The 20,954-nt window shown below is 72.2% G+C and carries 16 protein-coding genes; 7 read left to right on the top strand and 9 right to left on the bottom strand.

Going from position 1 to position 20,954, the window contains the following annotated elements; genetic code table 11:
- Positions 1–11: 11 nt before the first annotated feature.
- Positions 12–335, top strand: a complete 324-nt coding sequence (locus CUC05_RS24825; RefSeq protein ID WP_108667534.1) for a hypothetical protein — start codon at positions 12–14, stop codon at positions 333–335.
- A gap of 182 nt (positions 336–517) precedes the next feature.
- Here CUC05_RS24825 and CUC05_RS18110 read toward each other — a convergent pair whose 3' ends face one another.
- A complete protein-coding gene (locus CUC05_RS18110; protein ID WP_157965723.1) occupies positions 518–748 on the bottom strand; it encodes a cell division protein CrgA in 231 nt (76 codons plus the stop codon).
- Positions 749–1,017: 269 nt separating this feature from the next.
- Here CUC05_RS18110 and CUC05_RS18105 point away from each other — a divergent pair, with 269 nt between their 5' ends.
- Together CUC05_RS18105 and CUC05_RS25960 are read left to right on the top strand one after the other, a co-directional pair.
- Entirely contained in the window at positions 1,018–1,710 is a 693-nt protein-coding gene (locus tag CUC05_RS18105; RefSeq protein ID WP_157965722.1) for a class E sortase, read from the top strand.
- Entirely contained in the window at positions 1,707–1,832 is a 126-nt protein-coding gene (locus CUC05_RS25960; protein ID WP_276308917.1) for a hypothetical protein, read from the top strand. The genes CUC05_RS18105 and CUC05_RS25960 overlap by 4 nt, the downstream gene beginning before the upstream one ends.
- Here the strand turns inward: CUC05_RS25960 and CUC05_RS18100 are convergent.
- On the bottom strand, positions 1,807–3,234 hold the full coding sequence (locus CUC05_RS18100; protein ID WP_157965721.1) for a glycosyl hydrolase family 18 protein: 1,428 nt from the start codon (positions 3,232–3,234) through the stop codon (positions 1,807–1,809). The two genes, CUC05_RS25960 and CUC05_RS18100, sit on opposite strands and share 26 nt — an antisense overlap.
- Before the next feature lie 104 nt (positions 3,235–3,338).
- Between CUC05_RS18100 and CUC05_RS18095 the strand changes: the two genes are divergently transcribed.
- From CUC05_RS18095 to CUC05_RS18085, 3 genes are read left to right on the top strand one after another with little or no spacing between them, the layout of a single operon-like run.
- On the top strand, positions 3,339–6,575 hold the full coding sequence (locus CUC05_RS18095) for an AMP-binding protein (protein WP_108667530.1): 3,237 nt from the start codon (positions 3,339–3,341) through the stop codon (positions 6,573–6,575).
- Between the two features lie 14 nt (positions 6,576–6,589).
- The gene (locus CUC05_RS18090) at positions 6,590–7,261 is read left to right on the top strand and encodes a TetR/AcrR family transcriptional regulator (protein WP_108667529.1); all 672 of its coding nucleotides are present in this window, start codon (positions 6,590–6,592) and stop codon (positions 7,259–7,261) included.
- A gap of 8 nt (positions 7,262–7,269) precedes the next feature.
- Positions 7,270–7,869, top strand: coding sequence for an anthranilate synthase component II (locus tag CUC05_RS18085; RefSeq protein ID WP_240606281.1), 600 nt, complete (start codon positions 7,270–7,272; stop codon positions 7,867–7,869).
- A 599-nt stretch (positions 7,870–8,468) separates the two neighbouring features.
- Here CUC05_RS18085 and pknB read toward each other — a convergent pair.
- The 7 genes from pknB to CUC05_RS18050 form a co-directional block, all read right to left on the bottom strand.
- Complete coding sequence (gene pknB, locus CUC05_RS18080; protein WP_170128054.1) at positions 8,469–10,415, bottom strand: Stk1 family PASTA domain-containing Ser/Thr kinase; 1,947 nt, start codon at positions 10,413–10,415, stop codon at positions 8,469–8,471.
- A 43-nt stretch (positions 10,416–10,458) separates the two neighbouring features.
- Entirely contained in the window at positions 10,459–11,940 is a 1,482-nt protein-coding gene (locus CUC05_RS18075; protein ID WP_108667527.1) for a peptidoglycan D,D-transpeptidase FtsI family protein, read from the bottom strand.
- Positions 11,940–13,322, bottom strand: a complete 1,383-nt coding sequence (locus CUC05_RS18070; protein WP_157965720.1) for an FtsW/RodA/SpoVE family cell cycle protein — start codon at positions 13,320–13,322, stop codon at positions 11,940–11,942. The genes CUC05_RS18075 and CUC05_RS18070 overlap by 1 nt, the downstream gene beginning before the upstream one ends.
- Positions 13,319–14,665 carry a Stp1/IreP family PP2C-type Ser/Thr phosphatase gene (locus CUC05_RS25955; protein WP_108667525.1) on the bottom strand — a complete coding sequence of 449 codons (1,347 nt, stop codon included), beginning with the start codon at positions 14,663–14,665 and terminating at the stop codon, positions 13,319–13,321. The genes CUC05_RS18070 and CUC05_RS25955 overlap by 4 nt, the downstream gene beginning before the upstream one ends.
- A gap of 7 nt (positions 14,666–14,672) precedes the next feature.
- Positions 14,673–15,137: an FHA domain-containing protein gene (locus CUC05_RS18060; RefSeq protein ID WP_108667524.1), complete on the bottom strand. Its 465-nt coding sequence runs from the start codon at positions 15,135–15,137 to the stop codon at positions 14,673–14,675.
- Positions 15,138–15,141: 4 nt separating this feature from the next.
- The gene (locus CUC05_RS25950) at positions 15,142–15,972 is read right to left on the bottom strand and encodes an FhaA domain-containing protein (protein WP_108667523.1); all 831 of its coding nucleotides are present in this window, start codon (positions 15,970–15,972) and stop codon (positions 15,142–15,144) included.
- A 95-nt stretch (positions 15,973–16,067) separates the two neighbouring features.
- A complete protein-coding gene (locus CUC05_RS18050) occupies positions 16,068–17,162 on the bottom strand; it encodes a hypothetical protein (RefSeq protein WP_108667522.1) in 1,095 nt (364 codons plus the stop codon).
- A 149-nt stretch (positions 17,163–17,311) separates the two neighbouring features.
- On the opposite strand from CUC05_RS18050, the gene CUC05_RS18045 reads away from it, so the two are divergent.
- Positions 17,312–20,950, top strand: coding sequence for a penicillin acylase family protein (locus CUC05_RS18045; protein ID WP_108667521.1), 3,639 nt, complete (start codon positions 17,312–17,314; stop codon positions 20,948–20,950).
- The last annotated feature ends 4 nt before the right edge of the window (positions 20,951–20,954 follow it).

Genomic DNA, 20,954 nt, shown 5'->3' with positions numbered 1-20,954 from the left:
GGCTGGGGACGATGAAGCGGTTGGTGATGGTCCTGTTCCTGGTCGGCGTGATCGCCGCATCCAGGGGGCTGATCGCGTGGCAGCTGGTCTTCGCCCCGCTGCTCGGCATGCTGATCTGGTCGATCGGCATCGCCTCGTTCGGGTCGCTCAACCGCGGCGCCGCCCACATCCCCGACGGCCCGCCGGTCGCCGTCGACCCCGACGAACGGGTCACGTACACCTGCACCGGCTGCGGGGCCGAGGTCATGCTGCTGGTCCGGGGATCGGCCATGCCGCCCCGCCACTGCGGTGAGAAGATGCACGAACGTCGAGAGGTCCGCAGCGGCCGCGGCTGACCCGCGAACGACGATCGGCACCGCCGTCGGCGCACCCATCGGCGTGCCGAGGTGTCCCCCGGTTCGTCCACAGCTGTGGAGAACCCTGTGGAGGAAACCTCCGCCATGTAGTTCCCCTCCCGGGGTTCATCCACAGACGTGGACAACCCTGTGGACGGGCGGGACCGAAACGGTTCGGCCCGTCAGCGCCACTGGCTGAGGATGCCCAGCCCGACCGCCATCATGACGAAGCCCACGATGATCGCGTAGTTGCCACCGGGCAGGAAGCCCGGGAACACGTAGTTGATCAGGATCACGATGATGCCCAGGGCGATGAGCCCCGTGCCCGCGACCGGCACCCACTGCGGGCTGGGCGGCGGGTTCGGCTTCGGCGGCGGTGTGTAGTTGTCGCGCTTCGACTTGGACTTGGGCACGTCGGCACCTCTGAACGGCTGGCGTTGCGGTTGGCTCCGCACCCATGACGAGGGCTGGAGCACAGGGACAGTAAAGGGTGATGGTACCGCCACCGTGCGTGGACCGAGGTACGCCCGTGGGGGTGCGGCCGGTCGACCCGCCCCGACGGACGATCGGCCCGCCCCCCCGACGCGGCTACCCTCGCGCGTGGACCGCCTGCTGGTGACGACGCCTCGTCGCCGTCGGCGTGCCCTCTCCCGCCCCTCCGACGACCCGGATGTCCACTCCCATGCGTACGGCCCTGCGTTCCCTCGGCTGGCTGTTCATCGCCGGCGGCGCTGTGCTGGCCCTGTACCTCGTCTACTCCCTGTACTGGACGGGCATCGCCACCAGCAGGGCCCAGGAGCAGTTCCTGGACGACTGGGTGCTGGAGGTCGGCGAGATCGACGACCGTGGCGACCCCCTGCTGCCGGTCGAGACCGAGCAGCCACTCGAGGCAGTCGAGGTCGGTGAGGCCGTGGCGGCCCTGCAGTTCCACCGTCCCGGCAGCGCCGAACAACCGGTGTACGACGGCCCCCTGTTCATCGTCGAGGGTGTCAACGCCGAGTCGCTGAGCGAGGGCCCGGGTCACTACCCGGGGACGGCCTACCCGGGCGAGCAGGGCAACTTCGCCGTTGCCGGGCACCGCACGACCGCCGGTGCGCCGTTCTACGACCTCGAGACGCTCGAGGCCGGTGACGAGATCCACGTGACCGACCGCAACGGCGTGCGCTGGGTCTACCGGGTCGTCGAGCAGCGGATCGTCGACCCGTCGGAGAACTACGTGCTCGGGCAGGACCCGCTGGGTACCGGCGCGCCGATCCTCACCCTCACGACCTGCCACCCCCGCTGGTCCAACCGGGAGCGCCTGATCGTGTTCGCCGAGCTCGTCCCCGACCAGCAGACGGCCGCTGCGCCGGCGGCGGGGACGACTGCCTCGTGAACCCGTGGCTCCGCGGTGGGTTGATCGCCGTGGCCGTGCTGGTGGTCGTCTACCTGCTCTTCACCGTCGTTTTCCCCTGGGTGGAGATCCGGTACGTCACCGATCCCGTGCTCGGCGGCTGAACCGCCAGCGCACCGTGTGGGCAACGCCGACCACCCCCAGGAGCGTGGCGGCGGCCAACGTCACCATGTCCCCACCGGCGGTTGCCGAGGTCGCCGTGGCGTCCATCGGTTCGGACCCCTCGGTCGCTGCAGCGGTGGGAGCCCCGGTCGAGGGTGTGCTGCCGGCAGGCACCGCCCCCTCCTCCACCGCAGGGCCGTCCGCGACCGGGCCGTCCTCGGCAGGCATGTCGGCGGTGCTGGGGTCGGGAACGGCGGTGGGCGTCTCGGTGGGGGCAGCTGGGGCGGTCGATCCGGGTGGGGCCATGGCGGCCAGCTGGGCGTCGAGCGCGGTCCACACCTCGGGTTGCTCGAACCCTGCGCGCCACGCGGCGATGCCGGCCAGTCCGTGGAGGTCCACCAGCTCGGTCTTGCGCTGCAGGCTGGCGACGTCCTCCAGCCACACCCGGTTGGGTCGGCCCTGCTCGTCGGTCCACGTGTGCAGGTCCTGCCCGGCGACCGGGTCGTAGGTGACCGCCTGAGACCGTTCGGCCACACGGTTGGCCATCGCGGCCATGCCGAGCGTGGCCTCCAGGGAGATGCCGTCGCGGGCCGAGGCGTCGGTCGCCCAGTGCCGCGAGTACAGCGGCAGGCCCAGCACCAGCTTCTCCGCGGGAACCGTGCGGAGCAGGAACTCCGTGGACTCGCTGACCCACTGCAGCCCGGCCACCGGTCCGTCTCGCCGCAGCGAGTTGTGCTGGTCGTAGCTCATCAGCATCACGTAGTCGGCGACCCGGCCGAGTCCCTCTCGGTCGAAGGCCGTCGACCAGTTGCCCAGCACCCACGTGTCGGTCATGGCGGTCACGTCGACGGAGACGACGACCTCGGGCAGGGCCACCTCGAGCTCGCGCACCAGGTCGGTGAGGAGGAAGCGGGTGTCGTCGTGGAGGTTCTCGAAGTCCACGTTGACGCCGTCCACCCCCGACCGCCGGACCTCCGCGACGATGCCGTCGACGACTCGTTGGCGCAGCACCGGGTCACGGAGGACCTGATCGGTCAGGTCGGGGTCGATGTGGTTGCCGAACAACGGCCACACCGCCAGGCCACGGGCCTGCGCCCAGGCGACGAGCTCGTCGTCGGTGCCGATCTCCAGCCCGCCGGGATCGTCCTCGTCCAGGTACCACCACGTCGGCGAGATCGTCGTCAGCCCGGGCATCGCCTCTATCTGCGCACGGTAGTCCGCCGACGACCCCCCGTAGAGCCACGCGAGGGAGATGTGGCCGTCGTCCCGGAGGTGCGGCGTGTTGCTGGCCGGGTCGATCGTCGAGGCCGGCACCGCGAGGGCGGGCAGGCAGACCATGGCCGACAGCAGGATCCCTGCGGCGACGGCCCGTGCCCGAGGGACTAAGGTGCGTACGGAGCCCACCCGGGTCAACGTACCAGCGAGCCCACGGCGCCGCCGATGGAGGTTCGCAAGGGTGGATACATGATGGAACAATGCGGCGTCCACGAACAACGAAGGCGGCAGCGGTGTCCAGAGACGAATCGAGCGCGAAGGAGCGGGCCGAGCAGGCTCGGCAGCAGGCCGAGGAGGCCCGCCGCAGCGCCGCGCGTCATGCCGCCGCTCGTCGGGCCGTGCAGGACTCCGCCCGCCGCCGTGTTCCCGACCGTCGACCGCCGGCGCTGAGCCGGAAACCCGGCCTGGAGTTCCGCGGCGGCGGCATCACCGTCGACCCGACCCTCACCCGGACCCGCCCGACCCCGCCGGACCCCGAGGTCGCGCCCACGTCCGCCCGTCAGGAAACCCCCCCGACGCCAGCGACCCCGTCGACCGACAACGGCAGCACCGCCCGGACCCGCCCGACGACCCCGGCCCGCCGCGCGCAGGACCGGCCCCAGCCGCCGGCTACGCTGCGCACCCTGCCGCCCGTGGCGCGCCCCCGTCCTCCTGCGGCCACCCCGCCCGACACCAACGTCACCACGTCGGCGCCCGCCCGCGTCGAGGCGGCCCCCGAACCCGACCTCGACGAGCCGACCGAGCAGCCACCCCGGCCGACCGAGCCCGAGGCAGCCGCGCCGACGGCGCAGGAGCCCGACGCCGTCGAGCGCCTCGGCGCCCTGACCGGTCTGCCCACCGACATCCCGGCGCTGCCGGACCCGCCCTCCCAGGACGCACCGTCCGAGACAGGGAATGCCGAGGGAGTCCCTGCTGCGGACGTGTCCGTGGCGGATGTGTCCGTCGACGAGCCCGCCTCGATTGACGAGGAACCGGCGCACGGGCCTGCCGCTGCCGAGGACGGGGTCGAGGCCGTCGCCGGGACCGAGGACATTCCCCCGCTGCCGACCCCGCCGATCAGGATGGTCACGGCACGCGACCTCGAGGCCGCTGGCGCCAGCGAGGCCCCGGACGACGAGGTCGAGGTGGCGGAGCCGACGGCGGACGACCAGCCCGTCGACATCGACGAGGACGACGCCGGTTCGGTGACCGGTGCAGACGAGGACTCGGGCCCCGAGGCGTCGGTCGTCGACGACGAGGCCCCCACCCTCGTGGTCACCCAGGACGCACCTGTGGAGGACGACGCCGACACGGAGGACGCCGGCGACGGCGCGGGCGAGGACGAACCCGCCCTCGTCCTTCCCCTCCCTCCGGATCGGTCCGCGGCACCCGACACCCCTGAACCCGTCGAGGGAGGGGCTCCCGCCCCGGTGTCGTTGTCGACCATGTCGATCGACGTGTCGCTGCCGACCAGCGACGAGGACCCCACGCTCGTGGCCGAGGCGTCACACGTGGAACCGTCAGAGGACGACGACGCTGCCGTCGGAGACGACGACGGGGCCGGGCCGGAAGGGGAGTCCGAAGGGGGGGACGACGCGCGGGCGGACGCCGAGACCGGTGACGACGATCCCGCGGCCGAGGACTCCACGGCCGCCGACACCGCTGACGACGAGTCCGCTGACGACCACGAGGTGGAGGACGGTCTGTCGATCGACGGGGCCGACCGCACCGTGGACCTGTCGACGGTCGTCGACCAGCTTCCGTCCGCCGCGGACGCGCCGCAGGCCATGCCCGAGCGGCCCTGGATCCGGCTGTACCCGCCGGGCGTGCCCGACACCTACCGCTATCCCCTGGTCCCGATGACGCGGCTGCTCGACGACGCCGCGCAGGACTTCCCCGACGCCACCGCGGTGCAGTTCCTCGGCACCGAGACCTCCTACCGCGCCCTGGGCGAGCAGGTCGACCGCCTGGCGACCGCGCTGCTGCAGCTCGGCCTCGGCCGCGGCGATCGCGTGGGCGTCGTCCTGCCCTGGTCACCCCAGCTCGTCCTGGTGCTCCACGCCTGCTGGCGCGCCGGCCTCGTCGCCGTCGTGTGCGACCCCGACGACGGCCCCGAGGTCGTGCTCCGGCAGATCGAAACGGCCGCACCGACCGCGCTGGTGGTCATCGACACCACCTACCCGGCGCTCGCGGCGTCCAGGGACCAGCTGGCCAGCGTCCAGCACGTCGTCACGACCGGACTGCTCGACGTCCTGCCGGCCATCCGCGCGAAGGTCCAGGCCGTCAAGCTCCGCCTGCCGGCCATCACCATCCCGGCGGAGGACGGCGTCCTGTCGCTCAACGACATCCTGGCCCAGGCCCCGGCGGCCACCCCGCAGGTCGAGCTGGCCGTCGACGAGACCACCGCCGTCGTCGTCTTCGACGGGGACAACCCCGTGGCGCTCAGCCACCTCAACATGATCGCGGCCAGCTTCCAGGCCCGCCTGTGGATCCCCGACGTCCAGGCCGGCAAGGAGTCCGTCGTCCTCGCCGGCAGCCCGGCGTCGGCGTTCGTGCTGACCGCCGGACTCGGACAGGCCATGCTGTCGGCCGCCACCCTGGTGCTCCCCGAGCCCCGTCCGGGTGCCGCCGCCCGCGTCGTCGACGACATGCGCCCGAGCCTGCTCGTGGGCACCGACGCCGGCCTGACCGACCTGCTGGCACCCGACTCCAAGCGGCGTGACCTGACCTCCATCCGTGTGACCCTGTCCGCGGCCCCCCCGAGCGAACCAGCCATGGGCGCCGCGATGCGCAACCGCACCGGCGGCCGCTTCCGGACGTCGGTGTCCGGCCAGTCGGTCGGCGGCATGGTCGCCGCCCAGCCGGTCTACGGCGAGTCGCGCACCGGCATCCAGGGCCTGCCGATCACCGACACCGAGGTCGCCGTCGCCGGTGCCGGTCCCGACGGCGTCGGCACGCTCGTGGCACGTGGTCCCCAGGTTCCCGGCGACGACGACACCTGGGTGTCCACCGGCTACCTCGGGCACATCGACGAGCGTGGTCAGGTCAAGGTCGTGGGACCGGCCGACCGGGTCGTCACCCACAGCGGTGGCACGTCGGACCCCACGGTGCTGGCCACCGCCCTGCGCCGCACCGACGGCGTGCTCGACGCGATGGTGCGCACCGAGGTCGAGGACGGCGACCTGATCATGACCGCGTCGGTCATGGTGTCAGACGACACGCTGGACGAAGGGCGGCTGACGGCACGCCTCAGCGAGGTGGTTCCCAACCAGGCGCCGCCGGGCCGCTGGACCATCACCGTGGTCACCCCGCCCGAGGAGGCCGTCGAGGGTGCGGACGCCACCCCCGGTGCGGAGTCCGCCACCACCGAGTCGGCCGAGGCCGTCGAGTCCGACCGGGACGTCGATCCCGCCGACTCCTCGACCGGTGCCGACGCCGCCACCGCTGTCGACGACGGGGTCGTGGGCCCGCTGCCGCTGCCGCCACGCTGAGGGGCGGGCCGCTGATGCCGACCCGCGACGTATCCCGGACCCGCTCCCGCGCACGTCGCGGCGACGGGGCCCGGCTGCGCGAGGAGATCCTCGAGGCGGCCACCGAGCTGTTGCTGGAGACCGGCGACGAGGCGGCCGTGTCGGTCCGGGCCGTCGCCACGCGCGTCGGCGTCACCCCTCCCTCCATCTACCTGCACTTCGCCGACAAGAACGAGCTGCTGTTCGAGTGCTGCAGCTCGCTGCTCGGGCGGCTGCGACGCGACATCCTGCAGTCCGCGACGGCGGTGGACGACCCGGCGGAGCGGTTGCGCGTCGCCGCCCACGCCTTCGTGCGCTTCGGGCTGGACAACCCCGAGCCGTACCGCATCATGCTCATGTCGCCCCACCACGACCTGCCGGCGGGGTTCGACCCGCAGGCCTACGAGGGGTTGCTCGCGTTCAACGCGCTGCGCGGCCTCGTGGCCGACGCGATGGGCGAGGGAGCCGGTGATCCCGACGACCCCACCTCGCCGGCGTCGATGCACGCGATGGGACTGCTCGTGGCGGTCCACGGCGTGACGAGCATGATGGTTGCCAAGGCCGTCGAGCCCATCGACTTCCCCTGGCCGGACGTGGACCGCCTCGTCGACCACGTCATGGACGTCCACCTAGCGGCGATCCGCGACACCGCCACTCCACCCCGATAGGTCATCCCGTGACACGGATCCTGCTGATCGACAACTACGACAGCTTCACCTACAACATCGCCCAGGAGATGGGGGAGCTGGGTGCGGACGTCACGGTGACCCGCCACGACGCCTTCGTCCTCGAGGACGTCGCGACCGACCGGCCCGACGGGATCGTCATCTCCCCGGGCCCGGGGACACCGGACGACGCGGGCCTGTCGATGGACGTCATCCGCCGCTTCGCCGGCGACATCCCGATCCTCGGGGTGTGCCTCGGCCACCAGTGCATCGCCCAGGTCTACGGGGCGACGATCGTGCAGGCCCCCGAGCTGGTCCACGGCAAGGTGTCGGCCATCCACCACGACGGCCGGGGCGTGTTCGCCGGCCTCCCCCAGCCGTTCGACGCCACCCGCTACCACTCCCTCGTGGCCGACCCCGCGACCGTGCCGGACGTGCTGGAGGTCACCGCCCGCACCGGGCCCGAGTCGACCCACCCCGACATCATCATGGGCCTCCGCCACCGCGAGCTCGCCGTCGAGGGCGTCCAGTTCCACCCCGAGTCGATCCTCACCCGCAGCGGCATGAAGCTCCTCGGCAACTTCCTGAGTGGGTTGCCGGTCAGGGTGTAGCCCTGTTTGTTGGTCCTCGCTTCGCTCGTCGGGTCCTCGGGCTCGTGATCGACGATCCGCGGCGGCTTCCTCGACCGTCGCTTCGCGAACCGACCCTCGCTTCGCATCGGGGCACTGCGGGAGCCACCACGGAGTCGTCGGCGCCCTGCGGTGATGCGTGGGCACCCTCGGTGAGTCGCGCACACGACTGGTGTGTGCGTTCGAGCGCGTGAGGTGGAGTGGATCGCACGCACCCTTGCTCGGTGTGCGCGGTCGACGTCGTCCGGGGGCGTGCATGCCACACGAGGCCTGACCCTGGGTGCGGTCGACCGCCCCCAGAGGGGCCTATCGCACACGTCGCGCCGTCCACGGCGACCTGACCGGTCGGTGCGTGGGGACCTCGATGGGCCCCGCGCACGAATGGTGTGTGTGTTGGACAGCCTGAGGTGCGGCTCATCGCACCCACCCTCGGCCGGTGTGTGGCGGCCACGCCGCCGGCGGGTGTGGATCGCACACGCGGCCTCACCCCGCGTGCGGTCGACCGCCCTCAGAGGCGCCCAGGCCACACGCCATCCCGGCGACCGCGACGTGCCTGACCACAGGCTGCCGCAGGGTGCCGACTATTCAGTCGGCGCGGGGACCGTTGGGGGAGGGGGTGGTGGGGCCGGCTCGGGGGTCGGCTGGGGCTGCGTCGGGGTGGGCTCGGGCTGCTGGGTCGGCTGGGGTTCGGGCGGAGCCGTGGTCGGCTCGGGCTCGGGTTCCGGCTCCTCCGTGGTGGGCTCGGGTTCCGGCTCCTCGGTGGTGGGCTCCTCCGTGGGCTCCTCCGAGGACAGCACGATCGTCACGCGGGAGCCGATGAGGACGTCCTCGCCGGACTCCGGGTCGGTGCGGATGACCCGCCCGTCGCCGGTCACGGTGGCGTCGGTCGTGGCGACGACGACGGCGCACGGGGTGTCGTCCTCACGGTCGCAGGCGCCCTCGATCAGCTCCCGCGCGGCCTCCTCGGTCAGGTCGACCACCGGGGGCATGCGGAACGTCTCCTGCCCCGCCGAGATCACCAGGATGATGGCGGTGCCCTGCTCGACCTCGATGCCGGCGGCCGGCTGGGTGCGGATGACCAGCCCCTCCTCCACATCGGGGTCCTGGGCGGTCTCCTCACCACCGACGACCAGGCCGTCGGCGGCCAGCAGCTGCTCGGCCTCGGCCGCGGTCAGGCCCATCACCTGCGGGATGCGGATCAGCTCCGGGCCCTCCGAGAGGATCAACGTCACCGTCGAGCGGATGTCGACCGACGTCCCCTCACCCGGTTCGGTCCGCAGCACCGTGTTGGGCGGCGCGGTCGCGCTGGGTTCCCGCTCACCGATGGCCGGCTGCAGCTCCAGCGCGACCAACGCCTGCTGGGCTGCGTCGACGTCCATGCCGATCAGCGACGGGACCTGCACCTGGGTGATGGCCTCGTCGTCGCCGCCGAGGTCGGAGAACAGGAACCACGCGATGCCCACCAGCGCGGCGATCAGCACGACGAGGAAGGCGTAGGCGGCGATGCGGCCGTAGTCGGGGCCGGACCGCTCGTAGTAGTCCTCGCTGGGGCGGGGCGTCTCGCGCACCGGGGTCGCCACCGGGGTGGACGCCACCAGCGTGGGGTCGTGCGGGGCGGCGGTGCCGGCCTGCTGCCTCGGGATGGCCTGGGTGGTGGCGTAGGCCGCGGTCTGCCCGGCGGACGCGGCGACCTGCTGGCCGGCCACGGCGCGGTTCAGGTCGTCGGCGAAGTCCTTGCCCGTCTGGTACCGCTGCGCCGGGTCCTTGGCCATCGCCTTCAGCACGACCGCCGACAGCGCCGGGGGGATGTCGGGGTTGATCGAGCGCGGTTCGGGCGGCGCCTCCGACACGTGCTTGTAGGCCAGCGTCACGGCGGTGTCGCCGGAGAACGGCTGCTGGCCGGTCAACATCTCGAACAGCACACAGCCCAGCGCGTACAGGTCGGTGCGGCCGTCGACCCGCTGGCCCTGGGCCTGCTCGGGCGCGACGTAGGCGGCGGTGCCGAACACGGCGGCGGTCTGGGTGACCGACTCGACGTTGACGGCCCGGGCGATCCCGAAGTCGGTGACCTTCACCCGTCCGTCGTCGCCGATCATGATGTTGGCCGGCTTGATGTCGCGGTGGACGATCCCGCGTTCGTGGGCGAAGTGGAGCGCCTGCGCGGCCTCGGCACCGATCTCGGCGGCCCGGCGGGGCAGCACGCCCTCGCGGCGCATGATGTCGCGCAACGACCGGCCGGCGATGTACTCCATGACGATGAACGGGCGGCCGTTGTCGGCGCCGGTGTCGTAGACCCCGACGACGTTGGGGTGGTTCAGCGCCGCAGCGGACTGGGCCTCTCGACGGAACCGCTCGACGAAGGAATCGTCGCCGGTGTAGCGCTCGTGGAGCATCTTGACCGCGACCTGGCGGTCGAGCACCTCGTCGTAGGCAAGCTCCACGTCGGCCATGCCGCCCTGACCGAGCAGGCCGCGCAGCACGTACCGGCCGGCGATGACGCGCCGATCCTGTCCGTCGGTGGTGCTCACTCGAGTGCCTTCTTTCTGTCGTGATCCGGGGAAGCTGCAGGCGTCAGATCCCCAGCGCTGCTGCCATAACCGTACGGGCGATCGGGGCTGCGATCCCACCACCGGTGCCGGACTCGCCGCCGTTGCCGCCCTCCTCGACGACGACGGCGACGGCGACACGCGGGGCCTCGGCGGGGGCGAAGCCGATGAACCACACGTCCGGCGACTGTCCCTCCCCCTGCTCGGCGGTGCCCGTCTTGCCGGCGACCTGCACCCCGGGGATGGCGGCGTTGGTGCCGGTGCCGTTGTTCACCACGCCGACCATCATGTCCGTCAGCGTCGCCGCGGTGCCGGGGCTGACGGCCTGGGAGCCGTCGCGGCTGGGGATGGACAGCGGCTCGGCGGGGTACTCCCGCAGCACCCGGCCGGCGTAGTCCTGGACCTCGGTGACCAGCCGGGGACGCATCATCACGCCGCCGTTGCCGATCGCGCCGGCGACCATCGCCATCTGCAGCGGCGAGACCCTCACGTCACGCTGGCCGATGGCGGACTGGGCGGTCTGGGGCGGGTCCAGCTCGGTGGGGATGCGGCTGGTCGCCGTGGGGACGTCGAACTCGATGTCGGTGTTCAGCCCGAAGGACTGGGCGGTCTCGACCAGCGCAGCGGCGCCGATGTCCAGGCCGATCAGCCCGAAGGTGGTGTTGCACGACACCTCCAGGGCCCGTCGGAGGGTGATCGTGCCGCCGGCGCAGCTGCGGCCGGACGCGAAGTTGCCGATCTGCGCGGTGGTCTGGGGCAGGTCGAGGAACGCGGGATCGTCGAAGGTGTCCTCGGGGCTCCCGCCGCGTTCCAGCAGCGCGGCGGCGGTGACCACCTTGAAGGTGGACCCGGGGGCGTACAGCTCGCTGGTCGCCCGGTTCAGCCGGGGGTTGGCGGGGTCGGCCTCGAGCCGTTCCCACGCCGCGCGGATCGAGGCGCCGTCGTGGCTGGACAGCTCGTTGGGGTCGTAGGTGGGGCTGGACACCATCGCCAGTACCGCGCCGGTCCGCGGGTCGATCGCGACGATCGCGCCGGTCTGCCCGCCGAGCGCCTGGACGGCCGCCTCCTGCACGGCCGGCACGATCGACGTGACGACGGTGTCGCCCTGCCGTTCGCGGCCCTGCAGCGCGTCGGCGAGGTTGCGGAACAACGCGTCCGGCGAGGACCCCTGGAGGAACTCGTTGTAGCGCTGCTCCAGCTGGGTGCGGGCGTAGATGAAGGAGTGGAAGCCGGTGACGTGGGCGTAGGTCGGCCCGTCGCTGTAGACACGCTGGAACCGCAGCTGGTCCGAGGTGTCCTGGGACCTGGCGATCGTCCGCTGCTGGGTGCCGCTGCCGGCGGTGATCGACCCTCGCTGGATCTCGTACTCCGCCAGCAGCTGCCGGCGGTTGCGTTCGTCGCGGGCCAGGTCGTCGGCCTGGATGACCTGCAGCCAGTTGAGGTTGACGAACAGCAGCCCGAACAGCACGAAGACGGTCCAGGCGGTGTGGCGGATGGAGCGGGTCATCAGCCGTCGATCCTGGCGAGGTCGGCGCGGGCCGAACGGCGGGCCACCGGCGCTCGCGCGGCCGACACCCTGACGAGCAGGGCGATCAGGACGTAGTTGGCCAGCAGGCTGGAGCCGCCGTAGGACACGAGCGGCAGCGTGATGCCGGTGAGGGGGATCAGCCGGCTGACCCCGCCGACGATCACGAAGACCTGCAGGCTGAACACGAACGTCAGCCCGGCGGCCAGCAGCTTGGAGAAGTCGTCGGGGGCCCGCAGCGCGGTCACGAAGCCGCGGCCGGCCAGCAGGAAGTACAGCAGCAGGACGGCGGTGGTGCCGAGCAGCCCCAGCTCCTCACCGATGGCGGAGAAGATGAAGTCGGTCTCGACGTCCGGGATCAGCTCGGGGTTGCCCTGCCCCCAGCCCACGCCGGCCACGCCGCCGGTGCCGAAGGCGAACAACGACTGCACGAGCTGGAAGCCCGACCCCTGGGCGTCGGCGAAGGGGTCCAGCCAGATCGACACGCGGGTCTGCACGTGGCTGAACACCGACCACGACGCGAGCGCCCCGGCACCGAACAGCGCACCGCCGAACACGACGTAGGCCAGCCGGCCGGTCGCCATGTAGAGCATCGCGACGAAGATGCCGAACACCAGCAGGGACAGCCCCAGGTCGCGTTCGAAGACCAGCACGCCGAGGGAGACGAACCAGGCCAGCCCGACCGGCCCGAACGCCCGTGCCGGCGGGACGTGCAGCGGGCCCAGCCGCGAGGTGGCGGCCGACAGCAGCGCGCGCTTCTCGGCCAGGTAGGCCGCGAAGAACACGACGAGGCCGATCTTGGCGAACTCGCCGGGCTGCAGGGAGAAGCCGCCGGGGATCCGTACCCAGATGCGCGAGCCGCGACCGAAGTCGGTCCCGAGGACCGGCAGCAGCGGGGTCATCAGCGCGACGACGGCAGCCAGGCCGATGATGTAGCGGTAGCGGTCCAGGACCGTGTGGTCGCGCAGCAGCAGGAGCGTCCCCGCGAACAGCGCCACCCCGATGATCGTCCAGATCGTCTGCAGCGGGGCCAGCTCGAGCCCGCTGTCCCGGGACGCCTCGGCGAAGTCGACCCGGCGGATCATCACCAGGCCGATGCCGTTGAGGAGGAAGGCGATCGGCAGCAGCAGCGGGTCGGCACCGGGCGCGAGGCGACGGCTGACCAGGTGGGCGGCCGCGGCCAGCGCCGCGAGCGCCCCGCCGTAGGCCAGCAGCCCGGCGGGGATCACCGGTTCCTGGGCCAGCCCCACCAGCGTGTAGGCGCTGAGGGTGATGATGATCGCCAGGACCAGCAGGCCGACCTCGGTGTTGGCCCGCCGCCGCACCTCCGGGGTGCCCCGGAGCTGGTCGAGCGACACGCTCACGAGCTGGCCGGGGAGGGCGTGGGTCGTGGCGCCGTGGTCGGTTCCGGAGTCGGAGCGGGTGCGTCGGCCCCGATGGACGGGGGGTCCTTGGGTTCGCTGGCCGGGGAGGGCGACGGCGTCGGCGACTCGGTCGGCAACGGCTCCTCCTCCTCCACCTCCAGCTGTGGTTCGAGGACGTCGGTGACGTGCATGCGGGCCTCGGCGAGGCTGGAGAAGGCGATGCCGCCCTCCAGGCCCGGGTGCAGGCCTTCGGGCAGGTCGTCCAGCCCGAAGGACTCGGCCTCGACCAGCCCGATGGAGAACGCGGGGATGCCGCGGTAGATGCCGACCTGGCCGTCGTCGTCCACCCCGACGAAGAAGCTGCGGTTGAGCAGCAGCAGCGCGCCGCCGACCAGCACGGCCAGCACGAGCAGCACGCCGAGGAGGGTGGCACCGAGGCGACGACGACCCGAGCTGCGCTCCTCCGCCTGCACCTCCTCCGGCACCTCGCTGCCGCCGCCCAGCTCGGCCAGGCGGCGGGCGTCCAGCTGCGCCGGGTCGCCCAGCTCGGCGGTCGCGTCGTCGTCGGAGGACGTCGCCGGCGCGATGGCCGCGGGCGCGGTCGTCGTGCCGTCACCCTCGACGCGCAGCAGCACACAGGTGATGTTGTCGGGGCCACCGCCGGCGTTGGCGGCGTCGATCAGGCGACGACAGGCGATGTCGCCGTCGTCCTCGGTCGCCAGGATCTCGGCGATCAACGACTCGCTGACCGGGCCGGTCAGGCCGTCGGAGCACAGCAGGATCTGGTCGCCGGGCGCCAGCTCGAGCGGCTCGACCATGGTGTCGACCTGCACGCCCATCTCCACGCCGATGGCGCGGGTGATGACGCTGCGCTGCGGGTGGGTGGCGGCCTGCTCCTCGGTGAGGCGGCCCTCCTTCACCAGCTGGTTCACGAGGGTGTGGTCCTCGGTGAGCATCTGCAGCATGCCGCCGCGGAGCAGGTAGGCGCGGCTGTCGCCGACGTGGGCCAGGTGCAGCCGCGAGCCACGGACCATCACGGTGGTCAGGGTGGTGCCCATGCCCCGCAGGTCGGGGTCGGCGGCAGCCCGTTCGAGGACGAGCTCGTTGGCCTGGCTGACCGCGTGGGACAACGCGTCGGTGGCGGCCTGCGGATCCCGGTAGGTGCCACCGTCGATCTCGCGGAGCGGCATCAACGCCGCTTCGGAGGCGACCTCGCCGGCGGCATGGCCGCCCATCCCGTCGGCCACCGCGAACACGGTGCGCCCGGTGAGGAAGTTGTCCTCGTTGATCTCGCGGATGCGCCCGACGTTGGAGTAGCCGAAGGCGTGCACGACAAGGGTCATTCCGGCCTCACCTCCTGACTTCCACTGTGGTCCGACCGAAGGAGATCTGGTCGCCGGCCCGCAGCGGCGTGGGTGCCGTCAGTCGGACCTGGTTGAGGAACGTACCGTTCGTCGAGCCCTCGTCGGTCAGCGTCCAGCCATCACCGTCGAAGTCGATGCGCGCATGGAAGTCGCTGGCGTACAGGTCGGTGAGGACCACCGACGCCGTCTGGTGTCGACCGAACGTCACGCTTCGTCCCTCTTCCAGCGGCAGCACACGCGGGGCGGAATCGGGGAAGTGGATGACCAGCTCACGGGGACGAGCACGCTTCTGCTTCGGCTGGCGGCCGCGCGGCGCGCGTGGCTGGCTTGCCGCCAGGGCTGGACCGGGGTTGGCGACGTCCTTGATGACCCAGCGGACGGCCCGGGCCACGAAGGCGTACAGCAGGACCAGGAAGAGGACCTGCAGCGCGGTGAAGACGATGGGCGGCACGTCATCAGCCCGTGAGGAGGAAGGTGAAGGTGATGTCGCCGACCTCGACCCGGTCGCCGGGCTTGATCTCGCTGACCTGGACGGGCTGGGCGTTGACCCGGACCCCGTTGGTGGAGCCGAGGTCGGTGATCGTCCAGCGCCCCCCCTCCTGCTGCACCCGGGCGTGGCGACGGGAGACCGCCGCGCCGGTCAGGGTGATGTCGCAGTCGGGCAGCCGGCCGATGACCAGCTGGGGGCGGTCGAGGGTGAAGATCTTGCCGGTGTCGGAGCCCTGGACGGCTCGCAGGACCGGTGCGGCACCGGCCGGCGACGGGGCGGGCTCGGCGCCGGGCACCGTGGCAGCCACGGGTGCGGCGGACGGCGGGGCGGCGGGTGTGGCCGGCGCGGGCTGGAACACCGGCTCGGCCGGCAGCGGCGCGGGGGCCGGTCGTGACGGGGCCTGCACCCCGGCGGCCTCGGCCTGGCCCGGTGTCTCGGTCTTGCCGCGCAGCTCGAAGGTGCCGACGCGGATGTCCTCGGACCGCTCGAACTCGATGCGGATCGGGCCGTGGGTCCGCCAGCCCTTCTCGTCGGCGGTGCGCCGGGCGACGTCGGCCAGCTCGCGCTGCAGGGACCGGGTGAAGCCGCTGAACCGCTCCAGGTCGGTGGGGGAGAGGGTGAAGCGGTAGACGTTCGGCACGAACACCGCGTCGACCCCTACCTGCTGGTAGTTGCCCTCGTAGCGCTGGATGGCCTTCGCCAGCTCGACCGGCTGCAGGCCGGACCGGAACGCGCGCGCGAAGAAACCCTCTACCGCGCCTTCCAATCTCTTCTCGAAGTCCCTGAGGATGCTCATGTGTGCGGTGCCTTGCCGGCGTCGTTCGCTCGTCGACGCTGGATGTTGCGGGAAGTCTACGGTCCGTCGCCGCCGCGCACGGGTGCCCCGTCGTGCTAGTCGGTCACCGCACGGTCACGGCGGGCCATCGGGGGCTGAACGTACAGCGTCACGACGGCGCTCCCCTCGAGCTCGACGAGCACCGGCAACACGGGTCGGTCGGGCCACTCCAGCAACGCCTGGATGTGGCTGCTGCCGACGAGCAGGTCGGCGATGTCGGGCCGGTCCGTGCGGGTGCCGGCCGCCGCAGCCACCGTCCGGCGCAGGGCCTCGACCACCGCCGGTGGCCCGACGTGCCGGGTCCCGTCCCCCTCGAGCAGCACCACGTCGTCGGCCAGCAGCCGCTGCACGATCGGCCATCCGCCGGTGCGGACCGCGCCGACGAGCTTCTGCCCGATCCGACGGTGGGACGGCGTGAAGGAGTCCGACCGCCGCACGTGCATCACCAGCAGCTGCTCGATGCGCCAGTGGGCAACCTGCTCGGGACTGATGCCGATGAGCCGCGTGAACAGGGCCTCGTGCAGCACCCGGGCGTAGGGGTCGTCCCGCACGTAGGTCAGGCGCTGCCAGGCGTCGTCGAGGTCGTCGCCGATCCAGTGGATCAGCAGCAGGGCCGGACAGTTCGACGTCGGTTCCTGCAGCCAGATCCATTCCTCGCGGATCGAGGCGTCGGCGAGGAACTGCCCGTGGGCCCGCGAGAGGTCGCCGTGCTCGATGCGTTCCACGAGCGACCTGACGGCGTCGATGCCCTCGGTGGGTATCGGCAGGGCGAACATCGTCTGGCTGCCGGCGGTTGCGGTCGCCATCGTCGTGGTGCCGCTCAGCAGGTGCACCTCCGGCAGCGCGGACCCCGCTGGATTGAGGCCGTGGATCTGCCCGACCACCTGCTCGGCCATCCAGTCGTCGTGGCGGTTGCCCGTCCCGATCCGCGACAGGCCCACACGATCAAGGTCGTCGCAGTCCCACAGGACCAACGACAGGGGCGGCGTGCCCGCGCCCGTCTGCATCCACCACCGTTCCTTGAAGATGCCGCGCTCCAGCAGGTGCTGACGGTGTTCGGTCGCACGGCGAACGGGGATCTCCCCAGCGGTCGCGCGCCACTCGTCCTGCTTGTGTGGCAGGAACGGCACGGCGAACGCGAAACGCGGCATGGGGAGGCGATCTCTTCCGGTGTGGGGATGGTGCTCCCCACCAGCACCGACCCCGGATCGTAGTGCGTTCGGGGCCGTCGTGAACCCCCGTCGAGGGATTGGTACCCACCGCGAGGGCCCGTGTGCGCTGTGTTGTTACCCTCCCGCGAATGCAGTCACGTTCGGTCCACGCCTCCTTGTTCCTCGTCGCGACCCTCGTGGCCGCCTTGCTGGCCCCGATCGTGCCGTCGGCACGTGCACAGGACGCACCCGTCGACATCCCTCCCCAGGGGGTGACCGCGGTGTCGTTGATGCCGCCGGGCAACTCCGGCTTCACGTCGGTGACCGACCAGGTCGCCGGGTCGGCCGGTGGCAGCTTCGGCGAGCACACCGACGACCAGACGTCGATCTACTGGGGGCTCGAGGGCTACGCCGGACAGGGCTTCCTGGACCCCGCCGACGCCGTGCGCACCGAAACGCTGCGCGACGGCGCGGTCCGGGTGTACTGGGACGAGTTCGGCACCCCGGCCATCCACGGTGACACCGCCGAGGACGTGTGGTTCGGCACCGGCTGGGCGGTCGCGCAGATCCGCCTGTTCCTGATGGACGCCGTGCGGCGACAGGGGAGGGGCACCTTCGCCGAGCTGGTCGGCACCTCCGGTGTCCCCCTGGACGTGCAGACCCGCACCCTCACCTACAGCGACGAGGAGTACCAGGCCATCATCAACGGCCTGTCCGACGAGGCGCTGACGGCCGTGCAGGGCTACGTCGACGGTGCCAACGAGTGGATCGCGGAGGTCAACGCCAACCCCGACCTGCTGCCCGTCGAGTACGCGCTGCTGTCCACGCGGCCCGAGCCGCTGGACCTGATCGACATCGCCGCTGCAGGAGTCCTGATCACCCGTTCGGTCGCCGCCGAGGGCGGCAACGAGATGGACAACGTCCGCCTGCTGCGCGACCTGGAGGCCGAGCACGGTGAGGAGGAGGGCCGCGCGATCTTCGCCGACCTGGTCTGGCAGGACGATCCCCTGGCGGTCACCACCGTCCCGCGGGAGGAGGGGACGTTCCCCAACTCGCCGCTGACCGACCTCGACGCGTCGCTGGACGCCGCCGCGGACTTCGCGGCCACCCTGCCGCTGGAGCTCGCCGACGGGCCCGGGACCGGCGCCTACCCCGAACCCTCCACGCTGCCCGCCTTCGCCGACGACACCGGCTCCCGTTCCGGCGCATCCGACCAGGCCGACGCCGTGGATCGGGCGCGGGCCTTCCGGGCGGCCGACGCCCTCGCCGAGTGGGCCGCGTCGTTGCACGGCGGGTCCATCGGCATGGCGATCGGTCCGTCCCGCACCGCCGACGACAACGCCATGCTGATCAGCGGCCCGCAGCTGGGCTGGACCTATCCGAGCCTGCTCGTGGAGTACGAGGTGCACGGCGGCGGCTACGACGCCCGCGGTGCCTCGGTGCCCGCCCTGCCGGTCGTCGGCATCGGCTACACCGACCGGGTCGCCTGGGCGCTGACCACCGGCTACTCCAAGACCGTCGACAGCTTCATCGAGACCGTCCGCGACAACCCGACCGACGGCGGGCCGCTGCAGTACCGCCACGACGGGCAGTGGAAGGACGCCGACTGCCGCACCGAGACCATCGACTACCGCGAGTCCACCCAGGGCCTGCCGGTCACCCCGGCGCTCCGGTCCGTCGACGTCGAGGTCTGCCGCACCGTCCACGGCCCGATCGTCGCGCAGGAGGACGGCGACGGCGAACGGCTGGCCCGGTCGGTGCAGTACCAGATGTTCGGCCAGGAGGTCGACACCATCGACGGTGTCCTCGCGTGGAACCGGGCGGAGTCCCTCGAGGACTTCGAGGCCGCCATGCGCCAGGTCACCTGGAACGAGAACACCACCTACGCCGACGCCGACGGCCACATCGCCTTCTGGCACCCCGGCATCCACCACGAGCGTCCGGCCAACGACCTGCGGTTCCCCCTGCCCGGCGACGGCTCGGCGGACTTCGGTGACCGCATCCCGTTCGACGACCTGCCCCACGCCATCGACCCCGCCCAGGGGTTCCTCGTCAACTGGAACAACAAGCCCGCGCACGACTGGCTGGACGGGGAGGGCATCGGCCCGACGTCCCGTCCCGGCGGTGCCGTGCAACGCGTCGCCACGCCCATCGCGCTGGCCGAGTCCCGGACCGACCACACCTTCGAGACCCTCCAGGCCATCGAGATGGAGTCGGCGCTGACCGACCCCCGGGCCGAACCGTTCCTGCCGCTCGTCCTGTCCGCGATCGACGGGGTGGACGCCCGACTGGACGCGGTGGCCGACCTGCTGGCGGGCTGGAACACCCGCTTCTACGACCCGCCGAACGCGCCGACCACCTTCCGTGGCCCCGGCGGGCAGTCCTCGCTCGAGGACGGCACCGACGGTCCGGCGGCCACGATCTTCTCCGCCGTCGTCGACGCGCTCGTCGTGGAGGTGCTCGGCAGCGTCTGGGGCGGCCCGATCGCCGACGCCGACGCCGCGGCGGCCTGCAACTCCGGCCGCGGCTGTCCCGACCTCGTCTCCCGCCAGCTGGGTGTCGGGGGCCACCGCTACGACATGTCCCCCGCCCTCAACCTGGTCCTGCGGGCCCTCGACCCGGCCTCGTCCGGCCTGGCCGTCCGGCACGACTGGCTGGGCGACCGGACCGCCGAGGAGGTCCTCGTGGCCGCGGTCGAGTCGGCGCTGGCCACGCTGGAGGACCGCTTCGGCGCCGACGACCTGTCGGCCTTCCGTCGGACGACCTTCACCACCGAGGTCAACAGCCTGACCGGCGTGACCGGGCCGTCCTCGGTGCAGCCGTACCTGGAGCGCGGCTCCTACGTCCACCTCGCAACCTTCGACGGCCTGCCGGCGCTGACCACCGAGCGGGCCGGCGGTCCCGAGCGGGTCGCCACGTCCGTCGCGGCGGCCCTCGCCGCCCACCCCGACGGCAGCGACACCGTGGTGCTCGCCGATGCGGGGACCTACCACGACGCCCTGCTGGCCTCGCCGCTGGCCGGGTTCCTGGATGCCCCGATCGTCCTGGTCGACGGCACGCTGTCGACCGTCGCACGCGAGGGGATCGCCCAGCTGGGTGCCACGGATGCCGTGATCGTGGGGTCGCTGGTCGGCCCCGAGGTCGCTGCGGAGCTGGAGTCGATGGGCCTGTCGGTCCGCCGTGTCGGCGATGGTGACCCTTACGCCGTCGGCGCGGCCGTCGCCGCCGAGCTGCCCGGGTCGGTCCTCGACGACGGGGCACCCGAGGCCTACGTCGTCACCGCCGACGGGTTCGCCGACGCCGTGTCGATCACCGGTGTCGCCGCGCGCACCCACCGGCCGATCCTGTTCGTCACCCGCGACGAGATCCCCCGGGCCACCGCCGACACCATCGAGGCCCTCGGCATCGAACGGGTCGCCGTGGTCGGTGGGACCGCCGTGATCGCCGACGCCGTCATGGAGCGTCTGCCGTCACCGACGCGGCTGGCAGGCCCCGAGCGGTACACCACCGCCGAGGCCGTCCTGAACCACGCCCGCGCGATCGGCCTCTCCTTCGACACACTGGTGCTGGCGACCGGCGCGAACTTCCCCGACAGCCTGACGGGCGGTCCGGTCGCGGCGGCGCTGGACGGCGTCGTCGTGCTGGTCAACGGCCTGGATCCTGCGGCGCCCGGTGCGGCGCTCGGCCACGCCCTGTCCCAGCGTGCGTCCGTCAAGCGGGTGATCGGGCTGGGTGGCACGGCGGTGATCAGCGACGCCTTCCTCGCGGCCGTCCCGACCGCCTCCTGAGGGG

The organism is Euzebya rosea (assembly GCF_003073135.1).
In the GTDB taxonomy this organism is placed as follows: Bacteria; Actinomycetota; Nitriliruptoria; order Euzebyales; family Euzebyaceae; genus Euzebya; species Euzebya rosea.
The sequence above is the reverse complement of the archived record's forward strand: the minus strand, read 5'-3'. Positions and strand labels throughout refer to the sequence as shown.